The sequence below is a fragment of the Krasilnikovia sp. MM14-A1259 genome (genome assembly GCF_047159535.1).
Taxonomy (GTDB): domain Bacteria; phylum Actinomycetota; class Actinomycetes; order Mycobacteriales; family Micromonosporaceae; genus Actinoplanes.
This window is the reverse complement of sequence record NZ_BAAGAJ010000002.1, coordinates 4,155,478-4,170,276: the sequence shown is the minus strand read 5'-3', so window position 1 is coordinate 4,170,276 and position 14,799 is coordinate 4,155,478. Positions and strand designations below refer to the sequence as shown.

At 72.8% G+C, this 14,799-nt stretch carries 19 protein-coding genes; 14 read left to right on the top strand and 5 right to left on the bottom strand.

What is annotated here, in order from left to right; genetic code table 11:
- Positions 1–6 precede the first annotated feature (6 nt).
- Positions 7–111, top strand: coding sequence for a small membrane protein MtfM (mtfM, locus tag ACMCNK_RS18790; protein ID WP_278044974.1), 105 nt, complete (start codon positions 7–9; stop codon positions 109–111).
- Complete coding sequence (locus tag ACMCNK_RS18785) at positions 105–716, top strand: heme-binding beta-barrel domain-containing protein (RefSeq protein WP_412740907.1); 612 nt, start codon at positions 105–107, stop codon at positions 714–716. Before mtfM ends, ACMCNK_RS18785 begins: the two co-directional genes overlap by 7 nt.
- A 15-nt stretch (positions 717–731) precedes the next feature.
- Here ACMCNK_RS18785 and ACMCNK_RS18780 read toward each other — a convergent pair whose 3' ends face one another.
- Positions 732–1,517 (bottom strand): aminotransferase class IV, encoded by a 786-nt coding sequence (locus ACMCNK_RS18780; RefSeq protein ID WP_412740906.1) that lies wholly within the window; start codon positions 1,515–1,517, stop codon positions 732–734.
- A gap of 89 nt (positions 1,518–1,606) precedes the next feature.
- Between ACMCNK_RS18780 and ACMCNK_RS18775 the strand changes: the two genes are divergently transcribed.
- The 10 genes from ACMCNK_RS18775 (at position 1,607) to ACMCNK_RS18730 (ending at position 8,538) form a co-directional block, all read left to right on the top strand.
- Positions 1,607–2,029, top strand: coding sequence for a Fur family transcriptional regulator (locus ACMCNK_RS18775; protein ID WP_412737705.1), 423 nt, complete (start codon positions 1,607–1,609; stop codon positions 2,027–2,029).
- Positions 2,026–3,075, top strand: coding sequence for a YgfZ/GcvT domain-containing protein (locus ACMCNK_RS18770; RefSeq protein ID WP_412737704.1), 1,050 nt, complete (start codon positions 2,026–2,028; stop codon positions 3,073–3,075). Before ACMCNK_RS18775 ends, ACMCNK_RS18770 begins: the two co-directional genes overlap by 4 nt.
- A 61-nt stretch (positions 3,076–3,136) precedes the next feature.
- Positions 3,137–3,970, top strand: a complete 834-nt coding sequence (locus ACMCNK_RS18765; RefSeq protein WP_412737703.1) for a 3-keto-5-aminohexanoate cleavage protein — start codon at positions 3,137–3,139, stop codon at positions 3,968–3,970.
- A complete protein-coding gene (locus ACMCNK_RS18760) occupies positions 3,967–4,890 on the top strand; it encodes an asparaginase (RefSeq protein WP_412737702.1) in 924 nt (307 codons plus the stop codon). Before ACMCNK_RS18765 ends, ACMCNK_RS18760 begins: the two co-directional genes overlap by 4 nt.
- Positions 4,891–4,987: 97 nt before the next feature.
- Positions 4,988–5,464, top strand: coding sequence for a helix-turn-helix domain-containing protein (locus ACMCNK_RS18755; protein WP_412737701.1), 477 nt, complete (start codon positions 4,988–4,990; stop codon positions 5,462–5,464).
- On the top strand, positions 5,461–5,913 hold the full coding sequence (locus ACMCNK_RS18750; protein WP_412737700.1) for a hypothetical protein: 453 nt from the start codon (positions 5,461–5,463) through the stop codon (positions 5,911–5,913). The genes ACMCNK_RS18755 and ACMCNK_RS18750 overlap by 4 nt, the downstream gene beginning before the upstream one ends.
- A 50-nt stretch (positions 5,914–5,963) precedes the next feature.
- Complete coding sequence (locus ACMCNK_RS18745; RefSeq protein WP_412737699.1) at positions 5,964–6,278, top strand: DUF2516 family protein; 315 nt, start codon at positions 5,964–5,966, stop codon at positions 6,276–6,278.
- On the top strand, positions 6,269–7,174 hold the full coding sequence (locus ACMCNK_RS18740) for an alpha/beta fold hydrolase (protein ID WP_412740905.1): 906 nt from the start codon (positions 6,269–6,271) through the stop codon (positions 7,172–7,174). Before ACMCNK_RS18745 ends, ACMCNK_RS18740 begins: the two co-directional genes overlap by 10 nt.
- A gap of 48 nt (positions 7,175–7,222) precedes the next feature.
- Positions 7,223–7,645 carry a hypothetical protein gene (locus tag ACMCNK_RS18735; RefSeq protein WP_412737698.1) on the top strand — a complete coding sequence of 141 codons (423 nt, stop codon included), beginning with the start codon at positions 7,223–7,225 and terminating at the stop codon, positions 7,643–7,645.
- Positions 7,646–7,779: 134 nt separating this feature from the next.
- Positions 7,780–8,538, top strand: a complete 759-nt coding sequence (locus tag ACMCNK_RS18730; protein ID WP_412740904.1) for an EI24 domain-containing protein — start codon at positions 7,780–7,782, stop codon at positions 8,536–8,538.
- A 16-nt stretch (positions 8,539–8,554) separates the two neighbouring features.
- On the opposite strand, the gene ACMCNK_RS18725 is transcribed toward ACMCNK_RS18730, so the two are convergent.
- From ACMCNK_RS18725 to ACMCNK_RS18715, 3 genes are all read right to left on the bottom strand, one after another.
- On the bottom strand, positions 8,555–9,571 hold the full coding sequence (locus ACMCNK_RS18725; protein ID WP_412737697.1) for a LacI family DNA-binding transcriptional regulator: 1,017 nt from the start codon (positions 9,569–9,571) through the stop codon (positions 8,555–8,557).
- 5 nt (positions 9,572–9,576) lie between these two features.
- Positions 9,577–11,016, bottom strand: a complete 1,440-nt coding sequence (locus tag ACMCNK_RS18720; RefSeq protein ID WP_412737696.1) for a GH1 family beta-glucosidase — start codon at positions 11,014–11,016, stop codon at positions 9,577–9,579.
- 116 nt (positions 11,017–11,132) lie between these two features.
- On the bottom strand, positions 11,133–11,894 hold the full coding sequence (locus ACMCNK_RS18715; RefSeq protein ID WP_412737695.1) for a maleylpyruvate isomerase family mycothiol-dependent enzyme: 762 nt from the start codon (positions 11,892–11,894) through the stop codon (positions 11,133–11,135).
- A gap of 64 nt (positions 11,895–11,958) precedes the next feature.
- On the opposite strand from ACMCNK_RS18715, the gene ACMCNK_RS18710 reads away from it, so the two are divergent.
- A complete protein-coding gene (locus tag ACMCNK_RS18710) occupies positions 11,959–13,032 on the top strand; it encodes a UDP-N-acetylmuramate dehydrogenase (protein WP_412737694.1) in 1,074 nt (357 codons plus the stop codon).
- Between the two features lie 16 nt (positions 13,033–13,048).
- On the opposite strand, the gene ACMCNK_RS18705 is transcribed toward ACMCNK_RS18710, so the two are convergent.
- Complete coding sequence (locus tag ACMCNK_RS18705) at positions 13,049–13,573, bottom strand: CAP domain-containing protein (RefSeq protein ID WP_412737693.1); 525 nt, start codon at positions 13,571–13,573, stop codon at positions 13,049–13,051.
- Between the two features lie 507 nt (positions 13,574–14,080).
- Here ACMCNK_RS18705 and ACMCNK_RS18700 point away from each other — a divergent pair.
- Complete coding sequence (locus ACMCNK_RS18700) at positions 14,081–14,779, top strand: response regulator transcription factor (protein ID WP_412737692.1); 699 nt, start codon at positions 14,081–14,083, stop codon at positions 14,777–14,779.
- Positions 14,780–14,799 lie beyond the last annotated feature (20 nt).

Genomic DNA, 14,799 nt, shown 5'->3' with positions numbered 1-14,799 from the left:
CGGGTCATGGTTACCGAGATCGGATTCGTGAGCCTGCTGGTCGCCGGGTTCGGCGCGCTGGCGGGCGGCCTGGGCTACCTGGCGGTGCGGATGGCAAGGGGACGCTGGTGAGCAACGACAAGGCCGCCGACAATCCGCTCGGCCCGCCGCCCTGGCTGAACGCGCCGCCGGTGGAGCCGTACCCGTACGAGGACACCCACGATCTGCGCTCCGGGCCGGACCTGCACCCGGCGCTGCTGGGGCTGCTGCCGTTCATCGGGCTGTGGCGCGGGCGCGGCCAGGGCGGGTTTCCCGGTGTGGAGGACTTCAACTTCGCCCAGGAGATCCGGATCAGCCACGACGGGCGGCCGTTCCTGCACTACGACTCGCGGGCGTGGATCCTCGACGACGATTCGCAGCCGGTCCGGATGGCGAACCGGGAGACCGGATGGTGGCGCCCGGTGACCACGTCCGAGGGGCGCGCCACCGACGACATGGAAGCCACCATGTGCACCCCAACCGGGATCATGGAGCTGTACCTCGGGAAGGTGACCGGCACCCGGCTGGAGATGGAGGCGGACGCGATCGTCCGCTCACCCACCGCCAAGGAGGTGACCGCGGGTCACCGGCTGTTCGGCATCGTCGAGGGCGCCCTGCTGTACGCCCAGGAGGTCGCCGCCGAGGGCCGCGGCCTGGAGCCGCACATGTCCGCCCGGCTGCTGCGCATCGGCGGCTGAGCTGTCTGGGCAGTCTCAGGCAGGGAAGCCGAGCAGGTCCAGCAGCCGTGACGTCCACGGTGAGGCGGGTCGTGCCGTGCCGTCCAGCGCGCGGATCTCGGCGAGACCGCGCAGTGACGACGCCAGCCACAGCGCGTCCACGCCCGGCAGACGCGCCCCGGTGATCATCCGGGGCTCGGCCCGCAGCCCCAGCTCGCCCGCCCTGGAGAGCAGATGGGCGGCCGTGGTCCCGGGCAGGATCGGAGTCCGGGCGGCCGGCACGGTGCACAGGGTGTTCCCGGCGAGCCACACCAGGCTGGCCGTCGGCGCTTCCAGGGCGTACCCGTCGGAGGACAGCCAGAGCAGATCGTCCGCGCCCTGCCGGACGGCCCAGCGGCGGGCGGCCAGCTGGGTCGCGTAGGACAGCGACTTCGCCCCGGCCAGCGACCACGGCGGCCGGTGCCGCGCCGAAACCCCCAGGTCCGCGGTGACGACGCGGACCCCGCCGCGCCGTTCCCGCACCACCGATCCGGGTACGGCCGAGACGGTCGCGTACCAGGTCGGCGTGCCGTCCTCGGGGCCGCGCGTGCCGACCAGCCGCAGAGCGCCCTCCGGGCCGCCGGTCCAGGCATCCGCCCCGGCCAGAGCCAGGGCGCGCAGCATGTCACGGTCGGGTGGCGGCAGCTCCAGAAGCCGCGCTGACGCGGCCAGCCGGTCCAGATGGGCGTCCAGCAGCCAGGGGCCGTCCGGGCGCAGGTGCAGCGTCTCGAAGACTCCCTCGCCGTGCAGCACGCCGCGGTCGTCGCCGCGCAGCAGCGGCATGCCGGGCGGCAGCGGGCCGCCGTCCGGGACGATCACGATGCGCTGCGCCACGGGCGGAGCGTATCGGCACGTCGAACTATGCTCATACCGTGACCGCCCCATCGCTTGCCGACAAGCTCCGGGAACGCGGCCTGCGGCTGACCCCGCAACGCCAACTGATCCTGGAGGCGGTCTACGAGCTGGGCCACGCCACCCCCGAGCAGATCCACCACGCCGTGCGCGAACGGGCGGCCGGCGTCAACATCACCACGGTCTACCGCACCCTCGAACTGCTCGAGGAGCTGGGCCTGGTCAACCACACCCACCTGTCGCACGGCTCGCCCACCTACCACCCCGCGGGCGAGGACCAGCACGTGCACCTGGTCTGCCGCCGGTGCGGGTCGGTCGGCGAGGCCGACCCCTCGGTGCTGCTGCCGGTGACCCGGCAACTGCAGCACGAACGCGGGTTCCGCGTCGACGTCGGGCACGTCTCGCTGTTCGGGGTCTGCGGCGACTGCAAGGAGCTCCCATGATCATGGTCGAGGATCTGACCCCCGGCTCCCTCGACGCGGGCGTCGCCGCCCACTACGGCGACCCGATGCGCGAGCAACGCCTGCTCGACACCGCGGTCGGCCTGGTCGACCGTTCGCATCGCGAGGTCGTCGCGGTCCCCGGTGCGGAACGGGCGAGCTGGCTGCACACACTCACCACCCAGCACCTGAGTGACCTGCACGCCGGGCAGGGCACCGAGCTGCTCGTGCTGTCCCCGCACGGTCACATCGAGCAGCACGCGCTGGTCACCGAGGACGGCTCCACGGCGTGGCTGGACACCGAGCCGGGCAGCGGGGCGGGCTTGCTCGCGTACCTGGAGTCGATGCGGTTCTTCACCAAGGTGGAACCGCGCGACGCCACCGCCGAGCTGGCGGTGCTGTCGCTGGTCGGGCCGGACGCCGTCGACGCCGTCGCCCGGCTGGGCGTGACCGGGCTCGCCGCGCCACGGGTCGCCGAGGTGCCGGACGCCAAGTTCGCCAAGGGGGCCGTTCCGGCGGGACCGACCGCCGAGTACGACGTCCGCGAGTTCGCGTACGGGCTGGCCCGGCGGGTCCCGCTCGGCGTCGACCTGCTGGTGCGCCGCCCCGAGCTGGCGGCGGCCCGGGCAGCGCTGGACGTGCCCGCGGCTGGGCTGTGGGCGTACGAGGCGGTCCGGGTCGCCCACCGCGTCCCGCGGCTGGGGTGGGAGACCGACCACCGTACGATCCCGGCGGAGGCCGGGTTCCTGGCCGCCGCGGTGCACCTGGACAAGGGCTGCTACCGGGGTCAGGAGACGGTCGCGCGGGTGCACAACCTGGGCCGTCCCCCGCGCCGCCTCGTGCTGCTGCACCTGGACGGCGTGGCCACGGACCATCCGCCCGCGCAGGGCACCCCGGTGACCCTGGACGGCCGCGCGGTCGGCTTCGTCGGCACCGCGGTCCGCCACCACGAACTGGGCATGATCGCCCTGGCGGTGCTGAAACGGAACGTCCAGGACGACGCCCGGTTGCAGGTCGCCGAGTCCGCGGCGGCCGTCGACCCGGACTGAGGCAACTCTTGAGCTGCGGTAGGTGCGACCCGGCCCCGTCCCACGTGGCAGGATCGCGGGCATGACCGGGACCCTCATCACCGTCGCGCCCACCGGCGCGGAGAGCAGCAAGGCGGCCGTACCCGCGCTGCCCGTGACCCTCGACGAACTCGTGGCCACCGCCAAGGAGTGCGAGGCGCTCGGCGCCGCCATCATCCACGTGCACATCCGTGACGACGACGCGAAGCCCACCCTGGACCAGGGCCGGCTGCGCGCGACCGTCGCGGGCCTGCGCGAGTCCACCGGCCTGATCGTGCAGCTCTCCTCGGGCGGATCGGTGACCGACCCGGAGGCGGACCGCCTCGCGGTGCTCGACGCGGGGCCGGAGATGGCCTCGTGCACGATGGGTACGGTCAACTTCGGCGACGACGTGTTCATGAACCGCTGGGAGTTCGTCGTCGAGCTGCACACCCGCATGCAGGAGCGCGGCATCGTCCCCGAGTACGAGATCTTCGACCTGGGCCAGCTCACCACGCTGCAGCGCCTGCTCAGCTCGTACGGGCTGCCGTTCGGCGGGCACGTGCACGTCGACCTGGTGATGGGCGTGCCGGGCGGCATGCCGGGCACCGCGGAGGCGCTGGTGGCCTGCCGTCAGGCGGTGCGTGACCTGCCCGAGGGCACCACGTTCTCGGCCACGGGCATCGGCCGCAGCACGATCCCGGTCATGCTGGCGTCGCTGTCGGCCGGCGGTCACCTGCGGGTCGGTATGGAGGACACGGTCACGTACGCGAAGGGTCAGCCGGTCGAGTCGAACATGCAGCTCGTGGCGCGTGCGGTCGGTTTCGCCCAGCTCGCCCAGCGGCCCCCGCTGAGCCCGGCCGAGGCGCGGGAGCTGCTCGGCATCCCCGCCCGATGATTCTCGCGGAGGTCGTGCGGTCCGGTTTCGTCGAGAGTGTGCACCACGGGTCCGTGGTGGTCGTGGACGCCGCAGGGGAGGTGAAGGACAGCGGTGGGGACGTGACGTCGCCGATGTTCCCCCGTTCGTCGAACAAGCCGCTGCAGACCGTCGGCATGCTCCGCGCCGGGCTGCGCCCGCGGGAGGCCGCGGATCTGGCGTTGATCAGCGGCAGTCACCTCGGTGAGCCGTTCCACGTGCACCGTGCGCGGGAGATCCTGGCCGCTGCGGGTCTCACCGAGCAGGCGCTCGGGTGCCCGCCCGCGATGCCGGCCGCGGCGGCGGAGCACGAAGCGGTGCTGCGTGCGGGCGGTTGCCCGGAGCGGATCTTCATGAACTGTTCCGGCAAGCACGCCGGCATGGTGGCGACCTGCGTGGTCAACGGGTGGCCGGTCGAGTCGTACCGGGAGCCCGGGCATCCGCTGCAGGTCGCGCTGGCGGAGACGGTGGCCGGTCTCGTGGGCGAGCCGATCGCGGCGACCGGGGTGGACGGCTGCGGGGCGCCGGTGTTCGCGTTCTCGCTGACCGCGCTGGCGCGGTGTTTCCTGCGCCTGGTGGAGGCGGAGCCGGGCAGCATGGAGCGGCGGGTGGCGGATGCCATGCGGGCGTACCCCGAGCTGGTGCACGGCACGGGCGGTGACGACACCCTGCTGATGGCCGGGTCGCCGGGCCTGCTCGCCAAGGGGGGCGCCGAGGGCGTGCAGGCGGTGGCGATTCCCGGGGTGGGCGCGGTCGCGTTCAAGATCTCCGACGGGGCGCCGCGGGCCCGGATGCCGCTGTTGCGTTCGGCGCTGCGCCGCCTCGGGGTGGACGCGCCGGTACCGGAGGTGCCCGTGCTGGGCGGTGGGGAACCGGTCGGCGAGGTGCGGGCGGCCTGGTGACGGGCCGCGGCGGCGCGGTAACTCAGTGAGGTGATTCACGCTAGCTGCTGCAAGCGTTTGCTTGCAGCAGCTAGCACCCGCGGCTAACGTCAGGGACATGGCCACACCCAAGGATCTGCCGCAGGACATCGGTGGATTCATCCGCGACCTGCGGCAAACCGCCAAGATCTCGCTCCGGCAGCTCGCCGAGCGGGCCGGGGTGAGCAACCCCTACCTCAGCCAGATCGAGCGTGGCCTGCGCAAACCCAGCGCCGAGGTGCTTCAGCAACTCGCCAGCGCGCTGCGGGTCTCGACCCCCGCGATGTACCTGCGCGCCGGCCTGCTCGACGGCGAAGGCCAGCAGGGGGTGCTGGCCGCGATCGCGGTCGACCCCGAGCTGACCATCGCGCAGAAGCAGTCGCTGTCCCAGATCTACGAGACGTTCCGCAACGAGAACGCCCGGCACGCGCCGGCCACGGCCGCGGAGATGTCCGCCGGGGAGGGCGGCGACCTGGCCGCGGTCCTCGAGGACGTCGCGGTCGTGGAGGACGGCGCAGCGCCCCCGCCCAGGACCAAGTCGGAGGAGACGACATGACCGAGCAGACCAAGACCAAGATCCCCACCCCGCTGTACGCCGCTGCCGGCGCCGGCGACCTCGCGTACGAGCAGCTGCGCAAGCTGCCCGCCGTGGTCAGCGAGCTGAGCGACCGTGCCGTGGCGACCCTGAAGCCCGCCATCGCCAACGCCAACACCAAGGCCGGCACGCTGCGCGAGAAGGCCGCCGCGACCGACTTCGACAAGCTGCGCAGCGACGCTGCCAGCAACGCGGTCGCGTTCGCCCAGCTCGCCCAGGAGCGTGCGGTCAGCGCGTACTCCGCTCTGGTCGCCCGCGGCGAGCGTGTCGTGGGCTCCGGCGTCGTCGAGGCCGCGGACGTGGTCAACGCCGACATCGAGGCCACCGAGGCGCCGAAGGCCGTCGAGGCCGCTGCCGCCGACGAGCCCAAGCCGCGCGCCACCAAGCGGACCCGCCCCGCCGTCAAGTGACGAACCGCGGGCCCCGGCTTCGGCCGGGGCCCGCAGCATAGACTCGGGCCATGGCCACCACCGCACCGATCTTCTACCGGGACGTCGTCGACGGCATCAACCTGGTCGTCCTGATCATGTCGTTGATCGTGCAAGGCGTGGCCCTCGTGCATTGCATCACCCAGCGCGGTGACGGGTTCCCCGCAATCGGCACCCTTCCCAAGGGCGCGTGGGTGGCCATCCTGGCGGTCTGCCTCGTGCTGACGTACCTGATCAGCGGCCCCATCGGCATCTTCGGGCTGATCGGCATCGCGGCCGCCCTGATCTACCTTCTGGACGTCCGGCCCGGCCTGCGCGACCTCACCGACGGCAAGGGATTCTGGTAACCGGCCCGCGGCACCCCGGCCCGCAGCCGGCCGTTTCCCGGTCCGGCCCGCTGCCGGGTCCGTCCACCGAGTTGATCGAGACCGCCCATGGCGTACGCCTGGAGCGGCTGGTGACCGGCGCCGGGGACCCGGTCACGGTGTTCGCCCACGGCCTCGCCGGCGACATCGCTGGCACCCGCCCGCTCGGCAGTGCCGTCGCCGGGCGCCGGGTCTTCTTCCAGCAGCGCGGGCACGGCCGCTCCGACACGCCGCCCGGGCCGTGGAGTTTCGCCGACCTCGCCGCCGACCTCGCCGCGGTCGCGGACCTCTCGGGCGCGACCCGGGCGGTCGGCGTCAGCATGGGTGCCGCCGCGCTGTGCCGGCTGCTGGCGCAGCAACCGGACCGCTTCGCACGCGTGGTGCTGTTCCTGCCCGCGCCGCTGGACGGGACCCGTCCACCCGCCGCCCGCGCGCGGCTGGAACGGCTGCTCGCCGCGCTGGGCGACCCAGGCGACGCGGCCGCTCTTCGGGTCGGGCATCAGGCCGCGGGGGTCGGTGATGCGGCGCTCGCCGAGGCGGTCGGTTCGGAGTTGCCGCTGGTCATCCGCGCGACCCCGCCCGGACGGGCGTACGTGCGCCAGCGGGTCGAGCAGCTGCGGCGCGACGGCCTCGCCCCCGAACTCGGCACGCTCTGGCCGGCCCCGGCGGTGCCGGACGAGCGGGCACTGCGGGCGTTCGAGGGGCGGGCGCTCGTGCTCGGGTGCACCGGCGACGAGGTGCACCCGGCGGCCGTGGCCGAGCGGGTCGCCGCCTGCCTGCCCGGCGCCGAGCTCCACGTGTACGACCACCCGGCGGTGTTGTGGACCCACCGTCAGGACCTGCGTGAGCGGATCTCCACGTTCCTCAACGCCCATTGAGCTGTGGATACGCCGTAACCTTTCGGGCCGCGGAACGATTGTCAATCCGTGCGGCTCTCCCCCAAATCGATCTTCATCGGCGTCGTGCTCGTCGGGCTGCCGTTCGCCGTCGCCGCCGGATGGGCGCTCGGCCCGTCGCCCGCCGGACCGGTGCCGGCGTCCGCCCCCGCGGGCAACGGCGTCATCGGAACGGCGCCGAGCCGGATCGCCACCCCCGAGTCCGTCACGGCGGTGGAATGGCCCGAGCGGCCGTCCCGGACGGCGGCGCCCACGGTCAGCCGTACGCCGCGGCGCGCCGTGGTGAGCGCACCGGTGCCCGCCACCTCGCGGCCCCGGCGCGCCCGGCCGTCGATGACCGTCACGCCGCCGGCCCCGGCTGATCCGACCGTGCCGGCAATCACCGCGTCCGCGTCGCCGTCCCCGAGCACCCCCGCGGGGCTCGGGGCGGGTGGCCTGGTGTCCGGGTCCTAAGCTGCCGGATCGTGACAGAAGACGCGCACGGGCCCCGGACCGCGGCGGTGGGTGGCAGCGACGCGGCGGGCGTAGTCGCCCCGGCCGGCGGGGCCGCCCCGACCGGCCGGAATCCCGCTGGGCCGGGAGGGCCGGTGCGGGAGTTCGTCCTCGGCGCGACCCTGCTCGCCCGCGGTCTGGGTCTGTGCCTGCGCAGCCCGCGCCTGATGGCGCTGGGCCTGATCCCGGCAGTCATCGCGGGCCTGCTGTACGCCGCGGCCCTGATCGCCCTGATCGCTTTCCTGCCGGAGCTGTCTCACGCGGCCACGTGGTTCGCGGACGACTGGGCTGTCGGCTGGCGCGATCTGCTCCGGGTGCTCGCCGGCATCGCGGTGCTGGGCCTCAGCGGCCTGATCGGCGTGCTGACGTTCACCGCGGTCACCCTGCTCATCGGCGACCCCTTCTACGAGAAGATCTCCGGCCTGGTCGAGCAGCGGTTCGGCGGGGTCCCGGACGAGGTCGACGTGCCGTGGTGGCGCTCGCTGGGCCGCAGCCTCGTCGACTCGCTGCGACTGATCGCCCTGTCGGTGCTGTTCGGCGTCCCGCTGTTCCTGGCCGGCTTCCTGCCGTTCGTGGGCCAGACCGTGGTGCCGGTGATCGGCGCGGCGATCGGTGGATGGCTGCTCGCGGTCGAGCTGACCGGTGTGCCGTTCCAGCGGCGCGGGCAGCGGCTCGCGCAGCGCCGGGCGGCGCTGCGCCGGAACCGGCCGCTGGCGCTCGGCTTCGGCGTCGCGGTGTTCGTCTGCTTCCTGCTCCCGCTCGGCGCGGTCCTGCTCATGCCGGCCGCGGTCGCCGGCGCCGCGCTGCTGGCCCGCCGGTCGCTGGGACTGCCCATCGAGTCCGCCCAGCCCTAGCACCGGCGAGTGCGCATCAGGCGGAGTCGCGGACCACGAGCTCGGTGGGCAGAACGACCGAGCCGGCCACCTCGGTACGGTCGTCGACCAGGGCGAGCATCAACTTCGCCATGGTGCGGCCCATGTCGACGATGGGCTGGCGGACCGTGGTCAGGGGCGGGTCGCTGTACCGGCTGATCTCGAAGTCGTCGAAGCCGATCACGGCGACGTCCGAGGGCACCCGGCGGCCGAACTCCCGCAGCGCCTGCAGGGCGCCGTGCGCCATCAGATCCGAGGCGACGAACACTGCGTCCAGCTCGGGGTCCTCGGTGAGCAGCCGGTGCATCGCCTGGACGCCCGACTCGCGGGTGAAATCACCCGTGGTGACGTGCTCGGGCAGCCCCGCCTCGTTGAGCACGGCCCGGTAGCCGGCGAGCCGGTCCACCCCCGCGATCATGTCCTGCGGCCCGGCGATGGTGGCGATCCGGCGATGGCCGGTGCCGATCAGGTGCCGGACCGCGGCCGCCACCCCGCCGAAGTGGTCCACGTCCACGTACGGGACCTCGTTCACCGTGGGGCTCATGGGGCGGCCGCTGCAGACCACCGGGATGCCGAGCCGGGCGAGAGTGCCGGGCAGCGGGTCGGCGCCGTGCATCGAGGCGAACATGACGCCGTCCACGTGGCCGGCCATCGCGTACCGCTCGACGCGGTCGTGGCTGGCCGCGGAGCCCGCCATCATGAGGACGAGCTGTTTGTCGGCGGCCTCCAGCTCCGTGCTGACGCCGCGGATCACCGCGGGGAAGAACATGTCGTCGGAGAACACCCGGCTCGCGGTCTCCGGCAGGATCAGCGCTATCGACTCCGTCCGCTGCGTGACCAGGCTGCGGGCCGCCTGATTGGGTACGTAGCCCAGCTCCGCGACCGCTTGGTTCACGGCGTCGCGGATCGAGGCGGCCACCGTGGTGGAGCCGTTGACGACGCGGGACACCGTGGCCCGGGAGACACCGGCGCGTCGCGCCACCGCTTCGAGGGTCGGCCGCTCCCGCGTCACCATTCAGCTCACTCCTCCGCCCGGGCGCGGCCGGCCAAACCGTTACGCCTGATCACCTCCTGGTACCACCGTGCGCTGTCCTTGACCACCCGCGTCTGGGTCGTGTAGTCGACGTGCACGATGCCGAAGCGTTTGGCGTAGCCCTCCGCCCATTCGAAATTGTCCATCAAAGACCACACGAAGTATCCCCGAAGGTCAACACCGGAGGACAGGGCCTCGTGGCAGGCGCGTAGGTGGCCATCCAGGTAGGCGATCCGGTCCAGGTCGTGGACGCCGCCGTCCGCTCCCGGACCGTCCGGGTACGCCGCCCCGTTCTCCGTGATCAACATCGGGATGCCGTGGTAGTCGCGGTGGATGCGTTCCAGCAGGCGGGTGAGCGCGGCCGGCTCGATCTGCCAGTTCATGTCGGTCACCGGGCCGAGCGGGTCCCGGAACGCGATGCCCTCGGTGCCGGGGCTGTCCGCGGCGGCCGGGGCGCCGGGCTGCGCGGAAACGTACGTGGGCTGGTAGAAGTTCACCCCGAGCACGTCGAGCGGCGCGTTGATCAGCTGCTCGTCGCCGTCGCGCAGCCACGCCAGGTCGGTGAAGTGGCGCATGTGCTCGATGATGTCGACGGGGTAGCGGCCGCGCAGCAGCGGGTCGAGGAAGATCCGGTTGTGCAGCCCGTCGACGAGCTGGGCCGCCTCGACGTCGGCCAGGCTGTCCGGGTCGGCCGGGTACACGGCGGTCGGGTTGAGCGTGATGCTGACCTGCTCCGCCCCGCCCGCTCGCAGGGCCCGGGCGGCCAGCCCGTGCCCGAGCAGCAGGTGGTGCACCGCGGCGAACGCGGCGGCCGGGTCGGTCACCCCGGGCGCGTGCCGCCCGCTGGCGTGCCCCAGGTACGCCGAGCACCACGGCTCGTTCAGCGTGGTCCAGGTCTGCACCCGGTCGCCGAGGCGGCGGAACGCGATCCGGGCGTACTCGGCGAACGCTTCGGCGGTCTCGCGGACCGTCCAGCCGCCCCGGTCCTGCAGCGTCTGCGGCAGGTCCCAGTGGTACAGCGTGACCACCGGGTCGATGCCCTTGGCCAGCAACTCGTCGGTGAGGCGGTCGTAGAAGTCGAGCCCGCGGGTGTTGACCGGGCCGGTGCCGTCGGGCTGGATCCGCGGCCACGAGATCGAGTACCGGTACGACGCGAGGCCCAGCTCGGCCATCAGCGCCACGTCGTCGGCGTACCGGTGGTAGTGGTCGCACGCGATGTCGCCGGTGTGCCCGGCCACGACGCGCCCCGGCGTACGGCTGAACGTGTCCCAGATCGAGGGGCCCCGACCGTCCTCGGCCGCGGCGCCCTCGATCTGGTACGCCGCGGTGGCCGCGCCCCACACGAACCCCTCCGGGAAGCGCGGGCCGGCCTCCGCCGGGGCGCCGCCGGCTGCCGTCGCCGACTGGGACGAGACCGTGGCTGTCATCCGCCTCACCGTTTCCTGCCCGCCGCCCACGCGGCCCAACTTAACCGGTACAGCGTACGGCCACCAGGGCGCCCTTTGCGGTGTGCGGCGGTTCCGGAACCGGATCCGGAACCGCTTCAGCCCACCTGGAGCGCGGCGATGAGGCGGGGGTCCCCGGTGGTGACCAGAGCGTCGGTGGTACGGCGGCCGGTGAGCGCGAGCAGCAGGTCGCTCGCGGTGCCGCCCGCCTGCGCCCGGGGGTGGTGATCGTCGGAGTCCAGGATCGTGCCGGTGTCCAGCAGCGCCACCCCGGCACCGCGGAGCCGGACGAACCAGTCGTAGCCCGCGTCCGTGGCCACCAGGTGCACGACCCCGTGCACGTCGGTCGGGCCGGTGCGCCGCCCGGCGGGCAGAAAGGTGTCCAGCACTTCGCTGATCCCGTCCGCGGCCAGCTTGGTCTCGACCGCGGTGGGCCGGCCCACGGCGGCCTCGGCGTCCCAGCGCCGCAGTGCGATCTCGTGCGCCGTCCGGCGTTGCCAGAACGCGGCCTTCTTCGGCTGGGGTGCCCAGTTCCATGCGGGCAGCTCGGCGTCGACCGCGTCCAGCGTCTCGATCGTGCCGGTGAGCTCGCGGCGCAGCCCGTCCAGCGCCTCCGCCCATACCGGGCGCGGGTCGTGCGGCCCCGGGTCGACGGGCCGGTCGGTGACGCCTCGGGGGGTGTGCTCGCGCACCCAGCGCAGCTCGGTGGTCAGGTGCTCGACGAGATCGGCCGTGGTCCACCCGGGGCGGGACGGGATCGGCAGGTCAGGGCCCGCCTCCGTGACGGCCTCCTGCAGCGCGGGGCCGTCGGCGCGCAGGGCGGAGAGCCAGAAGTCCTTCGTCGCGTGCAGCCTGTTCATCGGAATCTCCGCTCAACCGGACCGCGTGAGGCACCCCGGGCCTGCGAGCCCTAGGGTGAACGTCGTGCCTGACGTTAGTGCTGACCGGCAGACCACCGCATCCCCGGCAGACGCGCGTTCGCTGGGGGCGTACACGACGCTACGCCTCGGTGGTCCCGCGGGCGCGATGTCGGTGGTGAACCGGGCCGACGACGCCGTCGCGGCGGTCCGGGCCGCGACCGCCGCGGACGAACCGGTGTTCGTGCTGGCCGGGGGCAGCAACGTGGTGGTGGGCGACGCGGGGTTCCCGGGGACGGTGGTGCTGCTGCGCACCTCCGGGGCCACGGTGGTGTCCCGGGATGCGACGCACGCGGTGCTGCGGGTGGCCGCCGGTGAGGTGTGGGACGACGTGGTCGCCCGTACGGTGGCCGAGGGCCTTTCCGGGCTGGAGTGCCTGTCCGGCATCCCTGGCAGCGCGGGCGCGACCCCGATCCAGAACGTCGGGGCGTACGGCCAGGAGGTTGCCCAGACGATCGTCGCGGTGCACGCGTACGACCGGGTCACCGACGAGGTGCGGGCGTTCACCCCGCAGGAGTGCGGGTTCGCGTACCGGTCCAGCATCTTCAAGCACACCGACCGCTGGGTGGTGCTGGAGGTCGACTTCCGGCTGGCGGTCTCGGGCGATTCCGCGCCGATCCGGTACGCCGAACTGGCCCGCGGGCTCGGCGTCGAGGTGGGCGCGCGGGTGCCTCAGGCGCTGGCCCGCGAGGCCGTACTGAAGTTGCGCGCGGGCAAGGGCATGGTGCTCGACGCCGAGGATCGCGACACCTGGTCGGTGGGGTCTTTCTTCACCAACGCGGTGTTGTCCGCGCCGCAGTGGGCGGCGTTGCGCGAGCGTGCCGAGCCGCCGCACTGGCCGGGGGACGAGGGTGCGGTCAAGGTGTCGGCGGCCTGGCTGATCGAGCATGCCGGCTTCCCGAAGGGGTACGGCCGGGACGGCGTGGCGATCTCCACGAAGCACACACTCGCGCTGACCAACCGCGGCGGCGGCACGACGGCGGCGCTGCTCGGCCTGGCCCGGGAGATCCGCGACGGGGTGCGCGATCGGTTCGGGGTCGAGCTGCACCCCGAACCGGTCCTGGTGAACTGCGCTCTCTGAATCAGATCCGGCGGAATCAGATCCGGCCGAAGAGCTGGGTGTAGTAAGGCGTGCCGTCCGCGGAGAAGGTGACTCCGGTGCCGATGGAACGGGCAGTGCAGTCCAGCATGTTCGCGCGGTGGTCGGGGCTGGCCATCCAGGCCGCGATGACCTGGTCGGCGGTGGTGTAGCCGAACGCCAGGTTCTCCCCGGTCGGCTGGAGATAGCCGGCGGACCGGGACCGGCTCACGAACGTCGACCCGTTCAGCCACACGTGGTTGAAGTCGCCGGTGAGTGCCATGTGCTCGCTCTGCTGAACGGACGCGATGATCAGTTCCTGGTCGACGCCGAGCAGCCCGCACCCGGCCGCCCACCGCTGCTGGTTCGTCTTCGTGACGAGCTGCGACATCAGCTGCCGGGCGGGTACCGGCAGCTGGGCCATGAGCCGCGCGGCGATGATCGCCGGGACGGGGCTGCCGGCATGGGCGGGTGCCGGTGCCACGAGCGCGAGCGGCGCTGCGGCGGCGAGCACGGCAAGCTTGCGTACGGCGGAATGGAACACGTTCTGCCTCCGGGTCCACGGGTGGGCGCCAATCGCCCCCTTGGCTATCGGACCGGGCGTGTGGAGTGTTTGTCTCATCTTTCGCCGTTCGCGGTGTTCGTCGGCGGCGTCCGTGTCAGCCTGGTGGGATTGCCGCGGCCGCAAGTATGAGGACGCTGGGTGAGTATCTGTCCGGCCGGGTGATCGGCGGTGCTGCGCGTGCCGAGACGGGACATGCCTGCTGAGGGGCCTGGGGTCGAAGACGGCGGAAACGCGCGGACCTGCCCCGAAGGCGGACGAGAACGCTAAACTGTGACTGTCCGTATATGAACCACTAGGTCGTCATACGACCAACCCGGTGACGTTTGTCTAGCTATCGTGGGGTGATTTCTCCCGGCGGAGTCGGACCGATCGCTCCACGGTCGCCGGGGGCCGAATGCCACGACGCTGACCGACGCCGCGCCTGGCGGGCCGGGACAGCCGCGTCTGCCGACGCACAGCGGGGGTGTACGCCATGGGGATGAGGGCATGAGCCGCCTCCTGGTCGTCGAGGACGACCCGGACATCGCGCTCGCCCTACGGCTGCTGTTCAGCCGGGCGGGCTACGAGGTGGCGCACGCCGGGGACGGGCGTACCGGCCTGAAGGAGGCGTACGCGGAGCATCCCGACCTGGTCGTGCTGGACGTCGGCCTGCCCGAGATGGACGGGTGGCAGGTGCTGGAACGGCTGCGCGACGTGTCCGACGTACCCGTGTTGGTGCTGACCGCCCACGGCCAGGAGGCCGAGAAGGTCCGCGGCCTGCGCGGGGGCGCCGACGACTACCTGACCAAGCCGTTTGCCAACAACGAGCTGTTGGCCCGCGTCGAGGCGCTGCTGCGCCGCTCGTCGTCCGGGCAGAACAGCTGGGCCAGTCAGATCTACGACGACGGGCTCGTGCACCTGGACCCCACCAAGCGCCGTGTCTACGTCAAGGGCGACGAGAAGCGCCTCACTCCGACCGAGTTTCGACTCCTCAACGCGCTGGTCCGGCATGCCGGAGCAGTGCTGTCGCCCAACCAGCTGCTGACCCAGGCGTGGGATGACCCCACGGGAATCGGTCAGGAGCGGGTGAAGTTCGCGGTTCTCCGGCTGCGCCGCAAGCTCGGCTGGTCGGATCCGGACGAATCACCGATCGAGTCCGTACGCGGATTCGGCTATCGATACCGGCGCCCCGGAGGCGAGAGCTGATTCGTCTGAGGGCACCGGGT

Coding starts and splice junctions, on each gene's coding strand:
- ACMCNK_RS18760 (WP_412737702.1), top strand. CDS start 3,967: ATGATTCTCGCGGAGGTCGTGCGGTCCGGTTTCGTCGAGAGTGTGCAC.
- ACMCNK_RS18770 (WP_412737704.1), top strand. CDS start 2,026: ATGATCATGGTCGAGGATCTGACCCCCGGCTCCCTCGACGCGGGCGTC.
- ACMCNK_RS18750 (WP_412737700.1), top strand. CDS start 5,461: ATGACCGAGCAGACCAAGACCAAGATCCCCACCCCGCTGTACGCCGCT.
- ACMCNK_RS18755 (WP_412737701.1), top strand. CDS start 4,988: ATGGCCACACCCAAGGATCTGCCGCAGGACATCGGTGGATTCATCCGC.
- ACMCNK_RS18765 (WP_412737703.1), top strand. CDS start 3,137: ATGACCGGGACCCTCATCACCGTCGCGCCCACCGGCGCGGAGAGCAGC.
- ACMCNK_RS18780 (WP_412740906.1), bottom strand. CDS start 1,517: ATGCCGCTGCTGCGCGGCGACGACCGCGGCGTGCTGCACGGCGAGGGA.
- ACMCNK_RS18700 (WP_412737692.1), top strand. CDS start 14,081: ATGAGCCGCCTCCTGGTCGTCGAGGACGACCCGGACATCGCGCTCGCC.
- mtfM (WP_278044974.1), top strand. CDS start 7: ATGGTTACCGAGATCGGATTCGTGAGCCTGCTGGTCGCCGGGTTCGGC.
- ACMCNK_RS18720 (WP_412737696.1), bottom strand. CDS start 11,016: ATGACAGCCACGGTCTCGTCCCAGTCGGCGACGGCAGCCGGCGGCGCC.
- ACMCNK_RS18745 (WP_412737699.1), top strand. CDS start 5,964: ATGGCCACCACCGCACCGATCTTCTACCGGGACGTCGTCGACGGCATC.
- ACMCNK_RS18715 (WP_412737695.1), bottom strand. CDS start 11,894: ATGAACAGGCTGCACGCGACGAAGGACTTCTGGCTCTCCGCCCTGCGC.
- ACMCNK_RS18725 (WP_412737697.1), bottom strand. CDS start 9,571: ATGGTGACGCGGGAGCGGCCGACCCTCGAAGCGGTGGCGCGACGCGCC.